Origin of the sequence: Streptodolium elevatio, from assembly GCF_040649515.1 — a bacterium.
Classification (GTDB): Bacteria; Actinomycetota; Actinomycetes; order Streptomycetales; family Streptomycetaceae; genus Yinghuangia; species Yinghuangia elevatio.
In genome coordinates, this window is the sequence record NZ_JBEZFP010000039.1 from 50363 (window position 1) to 66455 (window position 16093).

Below are 16093 nucleotides of genomic sequence, written 5' to 3' on the forward strand. Positions count from 1 at the left end.
TGGCCACCGGGATGGACCGCCGCGAACTGGCCGACTTCCTGCGCCGCTCACGCGAGCGGCTGCGTCCGGCCGACGTCGGGCTGCCCGACGGCCCGCGCCGACGTACACCGGGACTCCGCCGCGAGGAAGTCGCGACCCTCACCGGCATGTCCGCCGACTACTACATCCGTCTCGAACAGGCGCGCGGGCCGCAGCCGTCCCCGCAGATACTCGCCGCCCTCGCCCGTGCCCTCGGTCTCGGCGACGACGAGCGAGACCACCTCTACCTCCTCGCCGGGCACCGGCCGCCCGCGGGGCGGCAGGCCGGCGAGACCATCAGCCCGGCGCTGCGGCACTTGTTGGACCGACTCGCCGACACCCCCGCGCAGATCCTGGGCGACCTGGGCGACGTGCTGGCGCAGAACTGCCTCGCCGAGGAACTGTTCGGCGGCGTCTGCACGGTCTCCGAGCACGGGCGCAACATCGTGTGGCGCTGGTTCACGGATCCGGTCGTGCGCGGCGCGTACCCGGTCGAGGAGTGGGAGCACTACGGCCGCCAACACGTCGCAGACCTGCGCGCGGCCGTCGCGCGGCGCTCGCACGACGAGGCGGCCGTGCGCCTGGTCCGCCGGCTCCGGGACGTGAGCGAGGAGTTCGTACGCCTGTGGGAGCTGCACGAGGTCGGCGTGCGCCGCAGCAGCCGCATGCGTGTGGTGCACCCCGTGGTCGGCACCGTGGACCTGATGTGCGAGCGGCTCCTGACGCCCAACGAGGACCAGCAACTGCTGATCTTCACGCCGCCCGACGGGTCGCCGTACACCGCGCAGCTCGAACTCCTGCGCTCGGCCACCGGCGTCGTGCCCGGCCTCTCGCCGGTGCCGTTCACGGCATCCGCCGCGACCTCCGCCGCCCCGGTTACGGTGGCCACATGAGTGATCTGGAAACGAAGCCCACCCTCAAGGAATGCGGCGGGCGCGAGGACGTCTCGGCCGAGCCGGCCCTCGAACTCACCCCCGGGCGCGAGGTCAGCATCGGCGACGACCGGCCGGTACGGCGCATGCTGCCGACCCTCGGCCGCCGCATGGTCGGTCCGTGGTGCTTCCTGGACCACTATGGCCCCGACGACATCGCCGACGGGCCCGGCGCCCAGGTGGCCCCGCACCCGCACATGGGCCTCCAGACGGTGAGTTGGCTGCGCGAGGGCGAGATGCTGCACCGCGACAGCGAAGGCCACACCGCCACGATCCTGCCCGGGCACCTCGGGCTCATGACCTCCGGGCGCGGCATCTCGCACTCCGAGGAGTCGCCGGTGCCGCACGCACGTTTCCTGCACGGCGTGCAGCTGTGGGTGGCCCTGCCCGACGGTGCGCGCAACGGCGACCCGCACTTCGAACTGCACACCGAGCTGCCGCGGTTCGAGGCGCCCGGCGTGTCCGGCACCGTGATCATGGGCGAGATCGACGGGGCCCGGTCGCCGGGTCAGGCGTACTCGCCGATCGCGGGTGCGGACCTGACGCTGGCCGATGACGTCGACGTACGCCTGCCGCTGGAACGGGACTTCGAGTACGCGGTCGTCGCGACCGAGCCCGGTGCGGTGGTCGACGGCGTACCCGTGCCGATCGGCTCGCTGCTCTACCTCGGCTGCGGCCGCCGAGACGTGCACATCCGCACCGAGGCGGCGTCGAACCTGATCCTCGTCGGCGGCGAGCCGTTCGCGGAGAAGATCGTGATGTGGTGGAACTTCGTCGGGCGCACCTCCGAGGAGATCGCCGAGGCGCGGACGCAGTGGCAGGCGGAGGAGCGCTTCGGCGTCGTGCACGGATACCACGCGCCGCGTCTTGACGCCCCCGAGTTGCCGCCGACGCCGCTCAAGCCCCGTGGCCGCGTGCGCTGACGGCAGAACCGCACCGCCCACGGCATCTGCCCGCGACTGGCGGGTGCCGTGGGCCAGGGTGGCGAATCGACTGACAGGCCGCCGTGCGCTGTGAGATCAATGGGATATGAGCAGCGACAAATCGGATGATCCCGATCCCCTGGTCATGCGGGTCCAGGTCGACGACCACCCTGTTGCGGCGGCCGTGGAGGCGGACGCGTCGATAGCGCGCACGCGCTACACCACACTGAACGTCCGCGGGCCGGTGTTCGGAATCGCCACCCAGTCACCGCCGGGTCACGGCCATTGGCAGGTGCTCACCCCGATCACCGACGGATTCGCCCAGCAGGCACGCGACTCCCTCAACTCGCACCTGTGGTTCAAGGCGAAGGACGACACCGACGATCCGCTCGTACGCCGCGAACTCCTCGCCGCCGTACGGGTCCTGGAAACCGAGCCCGTCGACGAACTCACCGTGCTCGACGTCCGCTACCGGGTGGTCCGCGCCGACGAATTCGTCTTCAGCCGCGACAGCGTGCCGGAGCCGCCGCGCCCCACGGACCCGGAGCCCGCCGTACCAGACTGGGACGGCTACGACGACACGCCGCTCGACCGCGACTTCGTCATCGACCACTCCGCGGCGGCGGGCCTCGTCGCGACGACCGAACGCCTGGCCCTGCAACGCCTCCACTACCGGGGTGAGCGCTATCCGCCCGAGGTACGCCACGACTCCGAGCAGGCGATGGCGACCCACCCCGGCGTGGTCCTGCTCCCGCCGGCGTACTGCGTCGTCGAACACACCGGTGATTCCTGGACCCCGCTCACCGGTCTCATGGGCACCCCGCACGGCGCCCGGCGTGCGCTGACGAACTGGCTGATCCGGTTCTGGCCGCTCATGCGCGACCTGCCGGAAGCCGAGGCCGCCCGCTACGCCGCCCTCGCCCGGGAGTTCCAGGCACAGGTACGGGCCAACAGCCTCTGCGTGGACGACCGCCTGTACTCCGTCGCCCGCGTCGGCCGCATGGTCCGCATCGGCGGCGACGGACCCGAATCCGCCCGCCCGTCCGACGTGGACAACTACGGCCCCAGCCAGATCCACCCCGTGATGGACGAGCACGGCACCATCACGCACGAGGACACACACGAGGACACGTCCGAGGAGGAGTAGCCGAGGGGCCCCGCTCGCGCATTCCGGCCGACGAGCAACGTAATCGCGGTGTCCGGATCCGTGCCGTCCGCCGCCTCCGACCGGTGTGCGATCGGTGGCGGGGCGGCATGGCCTGGCTGTGCAGGTGCGTACTCCGGGAAGGCTAGGCGGCGAGGCGGTGCGCGTTGTCCGCGGCCCAGGTCCGGTAGTCGCGGGGAGGCCGGCCGACGACCTCGCCGACGGCCGGGAAAACCACGGATTCGTCGATCAGGTCGTCCACGTAGAAACCGAAGTACGCGTCCACCCGCTCCTTGGGCATACGCGATTCCATTTCGATGCGGGCCTCGTCGTTCGACACGGCCTCGAAGCGCAGCTTCCGCCCGAGTGCCGCACCCAGAATCTCCACCTGCTCCGCGGGCAGGATGGCTTCAGGGCCGGTCAACTCCAGGACTGCGCCACGGTGTTCGTCGGCGACGAGGGCCCGCGCCGCGACGGCGGCGATGTCGCCGGGGTCGATGAACGCCGTCCGCCGCCAGGAGAAGGGCACACGGACCAGGTTGCCTGCACGCAACTGGGGTGCCCAGCGCAGGGAGTTGGACATGAACGCGCGGGGCCGCAGAAAAGTCCAGGTCATCCCGGATTCGCGAATCGCGCGCTCGCTCAGCGTCATGTAGCGGGAGATCGCGTTGTCCATGCGCTGGATCCCGGCGGAACCACCGGTCATCAGCACGACGTGTTCCACACCCTGGTCACGCATGGTGGCCGCGAGTGCCGGCATGTCGTCGTATCCGGCGAGTGTGAACACGGCCTTGACGCCGGTGAACGCGCCGTCCAGGGACTTCGGCTTGTTCAGATCGCCGATGACGTGCTGGATTTCGTCCTGGGGTCCGGTGGTCAGGGGATTGCGGGTGAGTGTACGTATGCGGTGCCCAGCCGCAGTGAGTATGTCGACCAAAGCCGATCCGACATTGCCCGTCGCTCCGGCCACTAGCAGCACGGCGGCTCCTTCACTTCGGAAACAAGGAAAGGAGTGACGCGGGTTCACCCCACGTGCACTCCCTGAGCCATCGTCACCCAAGAAACCGAGTATGCACATCGCATTGCGCGATTCGGATAGTCGAACGCTTCGTCGGACAGTCCGCCCTTGTCGTGTTCTTCCTGCCGAAAGCAGCCGCGGCGGCGATTTCCGGTCACCGCAAAGGAGTTGGCGTCTCGCCGACGCTCTCGGCCGCCGGGCTCCGGACACATCGAAGGCCCCGCCAGAGCGAGTCATGGCGGGGCCTTCGAGTTGCGGGGCGGTCACCTCATCCGGGGAGTCCCGGAAGAGGGCCGCGGCACGGTGCTCGGATGTCCTAGATGTCGAAGTACATCTCGAACTCGTGCGGGTGCGGACGCAGGCGGATCGGGTCCACCTCGTTGGTGCGCTTGTAGTCGACCCAGGTCTCGATGAGGTCCTGGGTGAAGACGCCGCCCTCGAGGAGGTACTCGTGGTCGGCCTCGAGCGCGTTCAGGACCTCGGGCAGCGAGCCCGGCACCTGCGGGACGGCCGAGTGCTCCTCGGGCGCCAGCTCGTACAGGTCCTTGTCGACCGGCTCCAGCGGCTCGATCTTGTTCTTGATGCCGTCGAGGCCGGCCATCAGCATCGCGGAGAACGCCAGGTACGGGTTCGACGACGGGTCCGGCACGCGGAACTCGATGCGCTTGGCCTTCGGGTTGGAACCGGTGATCGGGATGCGGATGCACGCCGAGCGGTTGCGCTGCGAGTAGACCAGGTTGACCGGCGCCTCGAAGCCCGGGACCAGGCGGTGGTACGAGTTCACCGTCGGGTTCGTGAAGGCCAGCAGCGACGGGGCGTGCTTCAGCAGGCCGCCGATGTAGTAGCGCGCCGTGTCGGACAGGCCCGCGTAACCGACCTCGTCGTAGAACAGCGGCACGCCTTCCTTCCACAGCGACTGGTGGCAGTGCATGCCCGAGCCGTTGTCGCCGAAGATGGGCTTCGGCATGAAGGTCGCGGTCTTGCCGTTGCGCCACGCGACGTTCTTCACGATGTACTTGAAGAGCATCAGGTCGTCGGCCGCGGCCAGCAGCGTGTTGAACTTGTAGTTGATCTCGGCCTGGCCGGCGGTGCCCACCTCGTGGTGCTGGCGCTCGACCTGAAGGCCGGCGGCGGCCAGCTCCAGGGAGATCTCGGCACGCAGGTCGGCGAAGTGGTCGACCGGCGGGGCCGGGAAGTAACCGCCCTTGTAGCGGACCTTGTAGCCGCGGTTGCCGCCCTCTTCGACGCGGCCGGTGTTCCAGGCGCCGGCGACGGAGTCGATGTGGTAGTACGACTCGTGCTGGTTCGTCTCGAAACGCACGTCGTCGAACACGTAGAACTCGGCCTCAGGGCCGAAGAACACGGTGTCGGCGATGCCGGTGCCCGCGAGGTAGCGCTCGGCCTTCTTCGCGATGTTGCGCGGGTCGCGGCTGTACTCCTCATCCGTGAGCGGGTCGTGGATGAAGAAGTTGATGTTGAGCGTCTTGTCCTTGCGGAACGCGTCGACACGCGCCGTCGAGAGGTCCGGGCGGAGGGCCATGTCGGACTCGTGGATCGCCTGGAAACCACGGATCGACGAGCCGTCGAACGCCAGCGTCTCGTTCGGCTCGAAGATCTCGGCCGGGATCGTGAAGTGCTGCATGACGCCAGGCAGGTCGCAGAACCGGACATCGACGAACTTGACGTCGTTGTCGGTGATGTACCGCGACACCTCGTCGGCGTTGTTGAACATCCATGCCTCCTCGACCCGGCTCCGGGCTCGGGTTAGCTTCTCGTTCGGGGGGCGGCCGTTCTCCCCGCTGGCCACTGGTCCCGAAGGTATGGCGGGGCGGTTTCCCGCCGGTGTCCCGAATGTTTCACACAAGTTACGTGGTCGCCCAATCGGGCCACTGTGCTTGCGAGCCCGCCGAACTTAACGCATCCTTCGCGATTGCCCCGGTGGGGATGTTGCCCACATCACTCATCTACCGTGGTGTCGTGACCAGGAAACAGGCCGGTAAGCGGACCGGCAACGGAACCGGCAATCGGCAGGGCGGACGGAGCGGCCCCGGCGGCGCCCCGGCCGCCGCGGCGCGGCCCCCGAGGCAGGCGGAGCGGCGTACCGCGCCCGCCCCCGCGCCCGACGCGGAAGAGGACGAGTTCGGCTACCGGGGCAAACGCCTCGGCCTCCCCGAGGACGGCTCGAACTCGCTCGCACCCACCGGCAGGCGCCTGATCGCGCTCGTGATCGACTGGCTGCTCTGCTACGTCATCGCGTTCGCCTTCATAGGCCGCGGCGACCTCAACGCCACCGGCACCAACATGGGCACCCTCGCCGTCTTCGCGGCCGAGAACCTGCTGCTCGTCAGCACGCTCGGCTACACGGTCGGCAAGCGCTTCATGGGCCTGCGCGTGGTGTCGGTGACGCGCGACCACCTGACGCCGCTCGCGGTCGTGGTACGCACGCTGCTGCTGTGCCTCGTGCTCCCGGCCGCGGTGTACGACCGCGACGGCCGCGGATTCCACGACAAGGCGGTCGGCACGGCCGTCGTCCGCGCCTGACGGCGCAAGCGCGTCCCGCGCTAGCTGCGGCACACACAAAGAGCAACGAACAACGGCGGTGGTACGGGCCCGGCAGGGCCGTACCACCGCCGTTTTGCAGCGATGTGGGTGTCACAGTGGCGCGGGTGTCCGCGACAGGGGCGTCAGCGACGCGGGCCGCGCGGCATGCGCGCGTTCCTCGGCATCGGGCCCTTCGGCACCGGCATGTTGTCCATCAGGCTGCCGAGCGCACGGAGCCGGTCGTTGATCTGCGCGACCTGCGCCTTCGACATCGTGCGCGGCAGCTTGACGAGGTGGCCCTGCAGCTTGCGCAGCGGAACCTGGCCCTCGCCGTCGCCCACGATCACGTCCGTGACCACGACGCCTTCGGCGATCTTCGACATCTTGCGCTTCTCGGCCGCCAGCAGGTTTCCGACGCGGCTCGGCTGGCCCTCGCCGACGAGCACGATGCCCGCCTGGCCGACCGCGCGGTGCACGACGTCCTGGTTGCGGGTCACGGCCACCGCCGGGGTCACGACCCAGCCGCGGCGCAGCGACTGCAGCACCGCCGCCGCGGCACCCGGCTGGCCGGCCATGTCGCCGAGCACGGCCTTCTCGGCGCGGCGTCCGAACACGAAGGCCGCCGCCACCAGGCCGAAGAGGAGGCCGATGATGCCGAGGATGATGTAGTGGTCGATCAGGAAGCCGATCGCCAGGAAAACCCCGAAGACGCCCAGGCCCCATGCCGCCACAACCAGTCCGACCCACTTGTCGGACTTCTTGGTCATTTTGTAGGCGAGCCGGATCTGCTTGAGCCGGCCGCTCTTCTCGGGTGATTCCTTGCTCGCCATGGGGCAAAGAATACCTACCCCGGGCGGCGTCGTACCGGGGGCCGGGGTCATGAGTTCGACCCGACCGCGAATTGACGCGCAAACGGTCCTTCAGGGGGTGCCCGGGGGGTCCTCGGCGGGCCCTTCGGCCGACCCTCGACGGGTCCGGCGAAGATCGCCCGAAGGAGGCGGCGGCGTTGCGCCGGACGGCCCTGCGGGCGAGGGGCGGGTCAGCCGCCGACGCGCACCGGCTTCTCGGCCGCCGACAGCCGCTCCAGGATGTCGCTGGCCTCGGCACGCGCCCGGGCCCTGCTGCGGTCCGCGCAGACCGAGTCCCACGCGTTCCGGCGGGCCGTACGCTGCCCGCCCTGGAACAGCAGCAGCGACTCCATGGTCCGCAGCATGACGCCCACAGTGGCCTTGTGGGCCGACGCGCCCCGGTCGAACGCACCGCGCAGTGCCGCGGCGTTGCCGAGCGCGATCCGGCCGAATGGAACGTTGCCGACCTGCATGTCTTTTGTCCCCCTGTCACCGGATCCGCGTCGCGGACCGGGTAGGCGTGTGAGTGGCGCGATGTCGATGTGTCGTCGTGCACTTTTGGTGATCGGGTGATCTGTGCCCGCGATGTGTTCCACCCTCACCACCCTGTGTTACCAGCGGATGACGTAAGGGTCAAACCATCGTGAAAAACGCGTCGTGTCGTGCTCGGCGACGCCCGGCGCCCCGGAATCCGCCGAGGTCAGGCGCGGGTCGCGCCGCGCGATTCGCGCAGCTCGAGCGCCTGGCGGTACAGCCGGCCCGCGCGGTACGACGAGCGCACCAGCGGCCCGGACATGACCCCGGAGAAGCCGATGTCCTCGGCCTCTTCCTGGAGGCCGACGAACTCCTCCGGCTTGACCCAGCGCTCCACGGGGTGGTGGCGCACGGTCGGCCGCAGGTACTGCGTGATGGTCAGCAACTCGCAGCCCGCGTCGTGCAGGTCCTGCATGGCCTGGCTGATCTCGTCCCGCTCCTCGCCCATGCCCAGGATCAGGTTGGACTTGGTGACCAGCCCGGCTTCCCGCGCGGCCGTGATGACCTGCAGCGAGCGCTCGTAGCGGAAGCCCGGGCGGATGCGCTTGAAGATGCGCGGCACGGTCTCGATGTTGTGCGCGAGGACCTCGGGCCGCGACGAGAACACCTCGGCGAGCTGGTCCGGCTGCGCGGTGAAGTCGGGGATCAGCAGCTCGACGCCGGTCCCCGGGTTGAGCGCGTGGATCTGCCGGGTCGTCTCCGCGTACAGCCAGGCGCCGCCGTCGGGCAGGTCGTCGCGGGCGACGCCGGTCACGGTCGCGTACTTCAGGCCCATCGCCTGCACCGACTCGGCGACCCGGCGCGGCTCGTCGCGGTCCAGCTCGGCGGGCTTGCCGGTGTCGATCTGGCAGAAGTCGCAGCGCCGCGTGCACTGGTCGCCGCCGATGAGGAAGGTCGCCTCACGGTCTTCCCAACATTCGTAGATGTTGGGGCACCCGGCCTCCTCGCACACCGTGTGCAGGCCTTCGCGGCGGACCAGGCCCTTGAGCTCGGTGTACTCCGGGCCCATCTTCGCGCGGGTCTTGATCCACGAAGGCTTGCGCTCGATCGGGGTCTCGGCGTTGCGGACCTCGAGACGAAGCATCTTGCGGCCGTCGGGTGCGACAGCGGACACGCGAGCTCCCTGGTGTGGAGTTAACCGGTCGGTGCGAGGGCGGTGAAACCAGGGTACGCCCCCGGCTCGGCCCTTCCAGCATGGGGAACGTGCGGGCGGCACGGGTGATTCCCGAACAGGCCGGAACCGGCCAGAACGGACCGGAACAGGCGTACGTCACACGCCGATCGGCGCGAAGACCTCCGCGAGGTGCCGCTCGACCACCGGCATCACCTCGGCCACGGTGACGCGGCGGCCGAGCTCCTCGCTCAGCGACGAGACGCCCGCGTCGCGGATGCCGCAGGGCACGATGCGGTCGAACCACGTCATGTCGGGATCGCAGTTGACGGCGAAGCCGTGCATCGTCACCTTGCGGGAGACGCGTACGCCGATGGCGGCCAGTTTGCGGTCGTCGCCGCGCTGCCCGGCGTTGGAGGGGGCGTACTCGGGTCCGGCCAGCCGCGGGTCGAACTCGGGGTGGTCGCGCGGGTCGGGGGCGCTGATGCGCGGGTCCAGGCGCAGGCTGAGTCCGCCGGCGCCTTCGCCGGCGGGCGCCGCCGCTTGCACTGGGTCGCCGAGCACCCAGACGCCGCTGCGGCCTTCGATGCGGGTGGTCTCCAGGCCGAATTCGGTGCAGGTGCGGATCAGGGCCTCTTCGAGGCGGCGTACGTGCGCGACGACGTCGACGGGCTCGGTGAGCCGCACGATGGGGTAGCCCACGAGCTGGCCGGGGCCGTGCCAGGTGATCTTGCCGCCGCGGTCCACGTCGATGACCGGCGTGCCGTCGGCCGGCCGCTCGGAGTCCTCGGTGCGGCGGCCCGCGGTGTACACGGCGGGGTGTTCGAGCAGCAGGCAGGTGTCGGGCCGCTCGCCCGCCACGACGGCGGCGTGCACGCGGCGCTGCTCGTCCCAGGCGAGGTCGTAGGGGACGGCCTGGGAACCGATACCGGCGTGTACGAAGTGCAAGTCAGCCACGGACCCAGAGTACGGCGGGCGATTCGGGTGCTTCGTCGGGGTCAGTGTCCGTCGACCGCGACCGTGGCCCGGACGTCGTTGAAGATGTAGGTGATCGAGGCAGGAACCTCGTCCCAGAAGGCGATTCGGAACGTGATCTCGACAGCGCCCGGGCGTTGCCACGTTTCGTGGACCGCGACGTTCCATTCGTCGAAATCGACGCCTTGGACCCGCGAAGGCCTTAGGAAGTTCCCGTCGGGCGCCTCCACCGAGAGGCGCCACGGCTTCTGCGGGGTCGTACCCGGGTTGTCGACTCTCACGGTCACGAACACTGTCGTGGACCAGCCGAAATCTGTGGACGTCGTCGACCCGGTGACCGCATATTCCTTCGGCTTCGGCGGCGCACTCGTCGTCGGTGGCGGGGGTGGAGGCGGCGGCGCCGACGAGGACGGCGGCGGAGGGGCAGAACTCGGTGGGGCGGAAGTGGCCGGTTTTGTGGGGCTCTTCGACGAGGTGGGGCTCTTCGACCCTGTCGCCGACGCGGTCGGACCTGCCGACGACTGGTTCGGTTTCTCGCCCTGTATGCCCCTGCCGCCCGCCGTCGGGTCGTCCGCGGCGGTGCCGTTCGTCCCAGGGGCCTCGGTGGGCACGTTCAGTCCGATCGGAGTGGCTTCCCGCTCGTCGTCGCCCTTCTCCGCGGTGATCAGCCACACGCCCGAGGTCGCCAGCAGGCACACGAGTACCGCGGCTGCCAGGGGTATGACCACACCCCCCGCCTTCTTGTCACCGCGCGGCGTTCTCTCGCCAGTTGCGCGGTCCCCGTGCCGACCCACCCCGAATACCCCGCCTCATGGTGTCGGTTCCGCCGGTTCCCGTTTCGCCCCCTCCGGCGCGATCAGCCTAGCGACCGGTCCGGACGACCGGGCCGGACGATCGGCGTGGCGGTGTGCGGCATGTTGCCCGAGGTCGCGTGCGGTGACAAGAACAAACGTTCACCTGAACACCCGGCGCCGCGCGGGGTAGTCCGGCGCGGGGCGGCGCGGTAGTCCGTGACCGGCGTGCGGCGGGTGGCGGCGCCCTGGCGTACGGGACACACCGCATCACCCGAAAGGGTCATTCTCTGCGCCATTGGGAGTCCCAACCTTCCAGGGTCGCTAAGTTCTCGCGCGATCCGACCCGAACTCGGGAGGCGTGCACAGGAATGACGACCAGGGCCGAACGGCGTCCCAACCACCGGCTTGCCACGCTTGTCGAGGAGGCCGGGTTCTCGCATGCCGGTCTCGCCCGACGCGTCGATCAGCTCGGTGCCGAGCAGGGCCTCGACCTCCGCTATGACAAGACCTCGGTGGCCCGCTGGTTACGCGGGCAACACCCGCGCGGCATCGTGCCCATACTGCTCGCCGAGGTCTTCACGCAGCGCCTGTCGCGCAAGTTGAGTGCGGAGGACTTGGGGATGGCAGGGTGCCGTCCCGACTACGCCGGCCTTGAGTACGCCTCAGGGCCGGCGGAGGCGGTCGAAATCGTCTCCGGCATGTGGCAGGCGGATTCGGCGCACCGCCCCGCGCTCGTCGAGGCCGCGTTCACGCCCGGCGCGCTCGTCGTGCCCAGCCGGGACTGGCTGATCGGCGACGCCGACGAGGAGCCGCAGCGCTCCGACGGGACGCGCGTGGGTGCGGGCGATGTCGCGGCGGTCCGGGCCGTGGGCGAAGCGTTCCGGCGCCTCGACAACACGTTCGGAGGCGGACACGCGCGGCAGGCCCTGGTGCGCTACCTCGACACAGAGGTGGCCACGATGCTGCGCGGCACGTACGGCGGTGCGGTGGGCCGCGAACTCTTCGCCGCCGCGGCGGTGTTGACGCGGCTGGTGGGGTGGATGGCCTATGACGTGGGCGTGCACGGTATGGCCCAGCGCTACTTCGTGCAGGCCCTGCGGCTCGCGCAGGCGTCCGGCGACCGCGCGCTGGGGGCCTACGTTCTCGCCACGATGAGCAGGCAGGCCGTCTACCTCGGACACGGGCGCGAGGCCGTCCAGTTGGCCCGTGTCGCCCAGCAGGGGGCGCTTGCCGTGGCCACCCCGCGCGTACGCGTACTCCTGCACGCCGTCGAGGCACGCGGCCACGGGCTGTTGGGCGACGGCCGCGCGTGCATGGCGGCGTTGGTACGTGCCGAGCAGGCGCTCGGCCAGGCCGGTCCGGCCGCGGAGGAGCCGGAGTGGTCCCGGTACGTCGACGAGGCGCAATTGGCGGACGAGCACGCGCACTGCTTTCGCGACCTCGAAGACCACCGCAGGGCAAGGGAGTACGCCGAGCGTTCGCTCAAGCTGCGGGACGCGCAGTATGCGCGCAGCCTGCTGTTCTGCCGGACCGTCCTGGCCACGGCCCTCCTGGGCCTGGGTGAACTCGACCGGGCCTGCGCCCTGGAGGCCGAGGCGACCGAGGAGGCGGGCGGCCTGCGGTCGGCGCGCGCGGTGGACTACGTACGGGAGTTCTCGCTGCGCCTGACGCCGTACCGGGACACGCCCGCGGTGAAGGACTTCATGGTGCGCACGGACGAGTTCCTGCGCTCGGCGACCTAGCCGTGCGGGCGGCGCCGCACGTCGCCGCGCACGGTTCGCAGAGGACGGCGCGTCGGGCCCGATCGGGGATGCGGGCCCGACGCCGCCTTGGGCACCACCTGGCGGCTCCTGGACGGCCCACTCAGGGGGCGACCACGCCGACCAGGCCGACCACGCCGACTACGCCGACTACGCAGCAGGCGCCTTGCCGCCGCCCGGGCGGACACCGGCGGCGAACGCCGTCAGAGCCCCGAGGTCGGCCAGCGCCGAACGCGCGGCCCGGCGGCCCGAGGCCAATGCGCCCTGGACCGAGGACGAGTCGCGGTGGTCGCCGCAGACGTACAGGCCGGCGAGGACGCGTACCGGGCGGCGGAAGTTGTGGCCCGGCTCGACGACGGGCAGGGCTTCGGGGAGGTGCCGGGTCGCGAGGTGCGACCAGTCGCGGGTGGCGGCGCCGTAAATGGCGGATATGCGCTCCCTGACCACGATTTCGAGCTTTCCGGGGTCGGTGCCGTCGTGGTCCAGGACCGTGGAGCACACCAGCGCGCGGCGGTCGGGGGAGTAGCTCGGTGCGACCTCGGACATCACGACGGTGTGGGTCAGCGGCCCCGGATCGTCCGAGTCGACGATCAGGACGGGCTCGGCGGGCGGGGCCGTCGGGGCGATGTGCCACAGCGTCGTCAGTCGGCGGAAGGCCGGTCGCCGCAGGCCGGGGAGCAGGTTCACGGCGGTCGTCGGGTCGGTGGCCACGATGACCGCGCGCGTGGGGATCTCGCCGTCCACGTCGGTGGTGACGCGGTCTGTCGCAATGGCCGTGACGCGTACGCCGTAGCGGATCGTGCCCGACGGCAGCGCGCCGGCCAACTGCTGCGGTACCGCGGCCATGCCCAGCGCCGGAACGGCCGCACGCCCACGCAGGTAGGACCGCAGTACCAGGTCCGCGAAGCGGCGGGACGAGGTCAGTTCGGTGTCGTGCAGAAGGGCCGTCAGCAGCGGACGCAGCGCGGGCGGCCAGCCGGCCTCCGCGACCGCGACGTCGGGGGCGGCCAGGATCCGCGGAACGGGCAGCGCCGACGCCCTGCCGAGGGCGGCCGCCACACGGGCCCGGTCGGCGTTGCCGGGCGTACGCAACGCCCCGATCGCCCCGCGCATCCGCCGCACGTCGCCGATCCGCCGCCCCCCGCCGCGTCGGCCGACCGCCGCCACCGGCCCGTCGCCCGCCACTTGCACCCCCGGCGCGAAGGAGCGAAGGTCGAGCCGGGCCAGGTCGAGCCGGGCCGCGACCTGCGGGTACGCCGTCGCGAGGTGTTGCAGGCCGTTGTCGACCAGGAAGCCGTCGACGGAATCGGTGCGGACCCGGCCGCCGGGGCGGGGGCCCGCCTCCAGCACGGTGACGTCGACTCCCGCGGCGGCGAGACGGTGTGCCGCGCTCAGTCCGGCCAGTCCGGCCCCTACGACGATGACATCGGTGCGGTGTGCCTCGGCCACGGTGTCCCCTCCCGCTGCCCGGGCGCGGCGCGTTCGGCCGCGCATCGCCATGGAGTCATACCCAACGCAAACCACGGAAAGCGCTTAGGTCGTGCCCAGGAAGCGTAAAGCCGTACGAATTGCCGCGGCACGAATTGCCGTGGACGGCAAGGCCGTTGCGGGGGAGAGGGAGCCGGGCAGCGGGAGCCGCGGAGAAGGAGTCGGGCAGAGAGAGCCGAGCAGAGGGCGGACGCAGCCGGGACGGACGCGCCGGCGCGTCAACCGTGCCGGGCCACCGCCACCGCGAGGTCGATCGTCGGATGCGCGAACACGAACCCGCTCTTCTCCAGCACGCGCGGGGCGACCCGCTGGCTCGACAGCACGTCGTCGGCGAACTCGCCCAGCACGGCGCGCAGGGCCGGGCGCGGCACCGGGAACAGCGCGGGCCTGCGCAGCAGTCGCGACATCGCTTTCGTGGCCTCGGCGTTGGTCACCGGATTGGGAGCGGTCAGGTTGACCGGCCCGCGCACGGCGTCGGCGTCCAGCAGGAACCGGATCGCGTTGATCTCGTCGCGCAGCGAGATGAAGCTCCAGTACTGGCGGCCGTTCCCCATCCGGCCGCCCACCCCGAACCGGAACGCGCGGAAGAGCGGGCCCCAGGCGCCGCCCTTGCTCGCGACGACGAGGCCGGTGCGCATGTGCGCGACGCGTACGCCAGCTTCCTCGGCAGGCGCGGTCGCGGCCTCCCACTCCACACACAGTTCGGCGAGGAACCCGCTGCCCGCGGGGGCGGTTTCGGTCACCAGACGGTCCCCGGTGTCGCCGTAGTAGCCCACCGCGGAACCGGACAGGAAGACCGACGGCGGACGCTCCATCGCGGCGATCGCACGGGCCAGCGTCGCGGTGCCGAGCACCCGGGAGTCCCGCAGTTCGCGCTTGTACGCCTTCGTCCACCGGTGGTCGCCCACCCCGGCCCCCGCGAGGCTCACGACGGCCTCCACGCCGAGCAGGGCGTCGGTGTCGAGAGTGCCCGCGACCGGGTCCCACCGCGCCTCGTCCGCGGCCTTGGGGGCGCGGCGTACGAACCGCACCAACTCGTGCCCGTCGGCGCGCAACGAGCGCACCAGAGGCGAACCGATAAGTCCCGACGACCCCGTCACGGCAATGCGCATGGTCGTCATACTGCCCGAAACGGCGGAGGCGATCCCGGTTGCCCGGGATCGCCTCCGACCGCGTGTGCCCGGACCGTGTCCGGACGGGTGCTGCCCAGTCGCTCTTACAGGCCGAGGTCGCCCTCGAACGCGCCCTCTTCCAGACGCGCCTTGACCGTGGTCAGGAAGCGCGCGGCGTCGGCTCCGTCGACGATGCGGTGGTCGTACGACAGGGCCAGGTACACCATGTCGCGGATCGCGATCGTCTCGCCGAGGTCGGGGTGGTTCACCACGACCGGGCGCCGGACGGTCGCGCCGATGCCGAGCATCGCGACCTGCGGCTGGTTGAGGATCGGCGTGTCGAACAGCGCGCCGCGCGAACCGGTGTTGGTGACCGTGAAGGTCCCGCCCGCCAGCTCGTCCGGCTTGACCTTGTTGTCGCGCGTGCGCGCGGCGAGGTCCGCGGTCTTCTTCGCGATGCCCGCGATGTTGAGGTCACCCGCGTCGTGGATGACCGGCACCATCAGGCCGCGCTCGGTGTCGACCGCGATGCCGATGTTCTCGACCGCGTGGTAGGTGATCGTGTCGTCGTCGTTCACCCGGGCGTTGACGACCGCGTGGCCCTTGAGGGCCTCGGCCACCGCCTTGACGAAGAACGGCATCGGCGACAGCTTGACACCCTCGCGCGCGAGGAAGTCGTTCTTCGCCTTGTTGCGCAGCCGCATGATGTTGGTGACGTCGACCTCGACCACCGTGGTCAGCTGCGCCGAGACCTTCAGCGAGTTGACCATGTGGTTCGCGATGGCCTTGCGGATGCGCGTCATCGGCAGGGTCTGACCGCGCAGCGCGGACGGCTCGACAACAGGAGCACCGGAGCACGTCCGCACCGCGTCCGGTCGCCCGTCGCCGGCAGGGC

The 16093-nt window shown here is 70.7% G+C and carries 15 protein-coding genes; 5 read left to right on the forward strand and 10 right to left on the reverse strand.

The window, feature by feature from the left end; translation table 11 throughout:
* The first annotated feature begins 11 nt into the window (after nt 1–11).
* The 3 genes from AB0C36_RS17250 to AB0C36_RS17260 all read left to right on the forward strand — a co-directional run bounded on the left by AB0C36_RS17250 (nt 12) and on the right by AB0C36_RS17260 (nt 3020).
* On the forward strand, nt 12–911 hold the full coding sequence (locus AB0C36_RS17250) for a helix-turn-helix transcriptional regulator (protein WP_358354858.1): 900 nt from the start codon (nt 12–14) through the stop codon (nt 909–911).
* Entirely contained in the window at nt 908–1873 is a 966-nt protein-coding gene (locus AB0C36_RS17255) for a pirin family protein (RefSeq protein ID WP_358354817.1), read from the forward strand. Before AB0C36_RS17250 ends, AB0C36_RS17255 begins: the two co-directional genes overlap by 4 nt.
* A gap of 106 nt (nt 1874–1979) precedes the next feature.
* Nucleotides 1980–3020 carry a DUF5954 family protein gene (locus AB0C36_RS17260; protein WP_358354819.1) on the forward strand — a complete coding sequence of 347 codons (1041 nt, stop codon included), beginning with the start codon at nt 1980–1982 and terminating at the stop codon, nt 3018–3020.
* Between the two features lie 142 nt (nt 3021–3162).
* On the opposite strand, the gene AB0C36_RS17265 is transcribed toward AB0C36_RS17260, so the two are convergent.
* Together AB0C36_RS17265 and glnA are read right to left on the reverse strand one after the other, a co-directional pair.
* The gene (locus AB0C36_RS17265) at nt 3163–3996 is read right to left on the reverse strand and encodes an NAD(P)H-binding protein (RefSeq protein ID WP_358354821.1); all 834 of its coding nucleotides are present in this window, start codon (nt 3994–3996) and stop codon (nt 3163–3165) included.
* A 355-nt stretch (nt 3997–4351) separates the two neighbouring features.
* Nucleotides 4352–5767 (reverse strand): type I glutamate--ammonia ligase, encoded by a 1416-nt coding sequence (gene glnA, locus AB0C36_RS17270; protein ID WP_358354823.1) that lies wholly within the window; start codon nt 5765–5767, stop codon nt 4352–4354.
* Nucleotides 5768–6012: 245 nt separating this feature from the next.
* Here glnA and AB0C36_RS17275 point away from each other — a divergent pair, with 245 nt between their 5' ends.
* The gene (locus AB0C36_RS17275) at nt 6013–6576 is read left to right on the forward strand and encodes an RDD family protein (RefSeq protein WP_358354826.1); all 564 of its coding nucleotides are present in this window, start codon (nt 6013–6015) and stop codon (nt 6574–6576) included.
* Between the two features lie 143 nt (nt 6577–6719).
* Here the strand turns inward: AB0C36_RS17275 and AB0C36_RS17280 are convergent, their stop codons facing one another.
* From AB0C36_RS17280 to AB0C36_RS17300, 5 genes are all read right to left on the reverse strand, one after another.
* Entirely contained in the window at nt 6720–7406 is a 687-nt protein-coding gene (locus AB0C36_RS17280; RefSeq protein WP_358354829.1) for a DUF4191 domain-containing protein, read from the reverse strand.
* A 209-nt stretch (nt 7407–7615) separates the two neighbouring features.
* On the reverse strand, nt 7616–7897 hold the full coding sequence (locus AB0C36_RS17285; RefSeq protein WP_358354861.1) for a hypothetical protein: 282 nt from the start codon (nt 7895–7897) through the stop codon (nt 7616–7618).
* A gap of 227 nt (nt 7898–8124) precedes the next feature.
* On the reverse strand, nt 8125–9072 hold the full coding sequence (gene lipA, locus AB0C36_RS17290) for a lipoyl synthase (protein WP_358354832.1): 948 nt from the start codon (nt 9070–9072) through the stop codon (nt 8125–8127).
* Nucleotides 9073–9228: 156 nt separating this feature from the next.
* Entirely contained in the window at nt 9229–10026 is a 798-nt protein-coding gene (lipB, locus tag AB0C36_RS17295; protein ID WP_358354835.1) for a lipoyl(octanoyl) transferase LipB, read from the reverse strand.
* Between the two features lie 41 nt (nt 10027–10067).
* Nucleotides 10068–10772, reverse strand: coding sequence for a hypothetical protein (locus AB0C36_RS17300; protein WP_358354837.1), 705 nt, complete (start codon nt 10770–10772; stop codon nt 10068–10070).
* 434 nt (nt 10773–11206) lie between these two features.
* Between AB0C36_RS17300 and AB0C36_RS17305 the strand changes: the two genes are divergently transcribed.
* Nucleotides 11207–12580: an NsdA family TPR-like regulatory protein gene (locus tag AB0C36_RS17305; RefSeq protein ID WP_358354840.1), complete on the forward strand. Its 1374-nt coding sequence runs from the start codon at nt 11207–11209 to the stop codon at nt 12578–12580.
* Nucleotides 12581–12748: 168 nt separating this feature from the next.
* On the opposite strand, the gene AB0C36_RS17310 is transcribed toward AB0C36_RS17305, so the two are convergent.
* From AB0C36_RS17310 to AB0C36_RS17320, 3 genes are all read right to left on the reverse strand, one after another.
* Entirely contained in the window at nt 12749–14047 is a 1299-nt protein-coding gene (locus tag AB0C36_RS17310; protein ID WP_358354843.1) for an NAD(P)/FAD-dependent oxidoreductase, read from the reverse strand.
* Between the two features lie 257 nt (nt 14048–14304).
* Nucleotides 14305–15207 carry a TIGR01777 family oxidoreductase gene (locus tag AB0C36_RS17315; RefSeq protein ID WP_358354846.1) on the reverse strand — a complete coding sequence of 301 codons (903 nt, stop codon included), beginning with the start codon at nt 15205–15207 and terminating at the stop codon, nt 14305–14307.
* 95 nt (nt 15208–15302) lie between these two features.
* The coding region (locus tag AB0C36_RS17320) for a 2-oxo acid dehydrogenase subunit E2 (protein ID WP_358354849.1) at nt 15303–16093 on the reverse strand (791 nt) is incomplete at its 5' end.

Coding starts and splice junctions, on each gene's coding strand:
- AB0C36_RS17250 (WP_358354858.1), top strand. CDS start 12: ATGGACCGCCGCGAACTGGCCGACTTCCTGCGCCGCTCACGCGAGCGG.
- AB0C36_RS17255 (WP_358354817.1), top strand. CDS start 908: ATGAGTGATCTGGAAACGAAGCCCACCCTCAAGGAATGCGGCGGGCGC.
- AB0C36_RS17260 (WP_358354819.1), top strand. CDS start 1,980: ATGAGCAGCGACAAATCGGATGATCCCGATCCCCTGGTCATGCGGGTC.
- glnA (WP_358354823.1), bottom strand. CDS start 5,767: ATGTTCAACAACGCCGACGAGGTGTCGCGGTACATCACCGACAACGAC.
- AB0C36_RS17280 (WP_358354829.1), bottom strand. CDS start 7,406: ATGGCGAGCAAGGAATCACCCGAGAAGAGCGGCCGGCTCAAGCAGATC.
- AB0C36_RS17285 (WP_358354861.1), bottom strand. CDS start 7,897: ATGCAGGTCGGCAACGTTCCATTCGGCCGGATCGCGCTCGGCAACGCC.
- AB0C36_RS17305 (WP_358354840.1), top strand. CDS start 11,207: ATGACGACCAGGGCCGAACGGCGTCCCAACCACCGGCTTGCCACGCTT.
- AB0C36_RS17315 (WP_358354846.1), bottom strand. CDS start 15,207: ATGACGACCATGCGCATTGCCGTGACGGGGTCGTCGGGACTTATCGGT.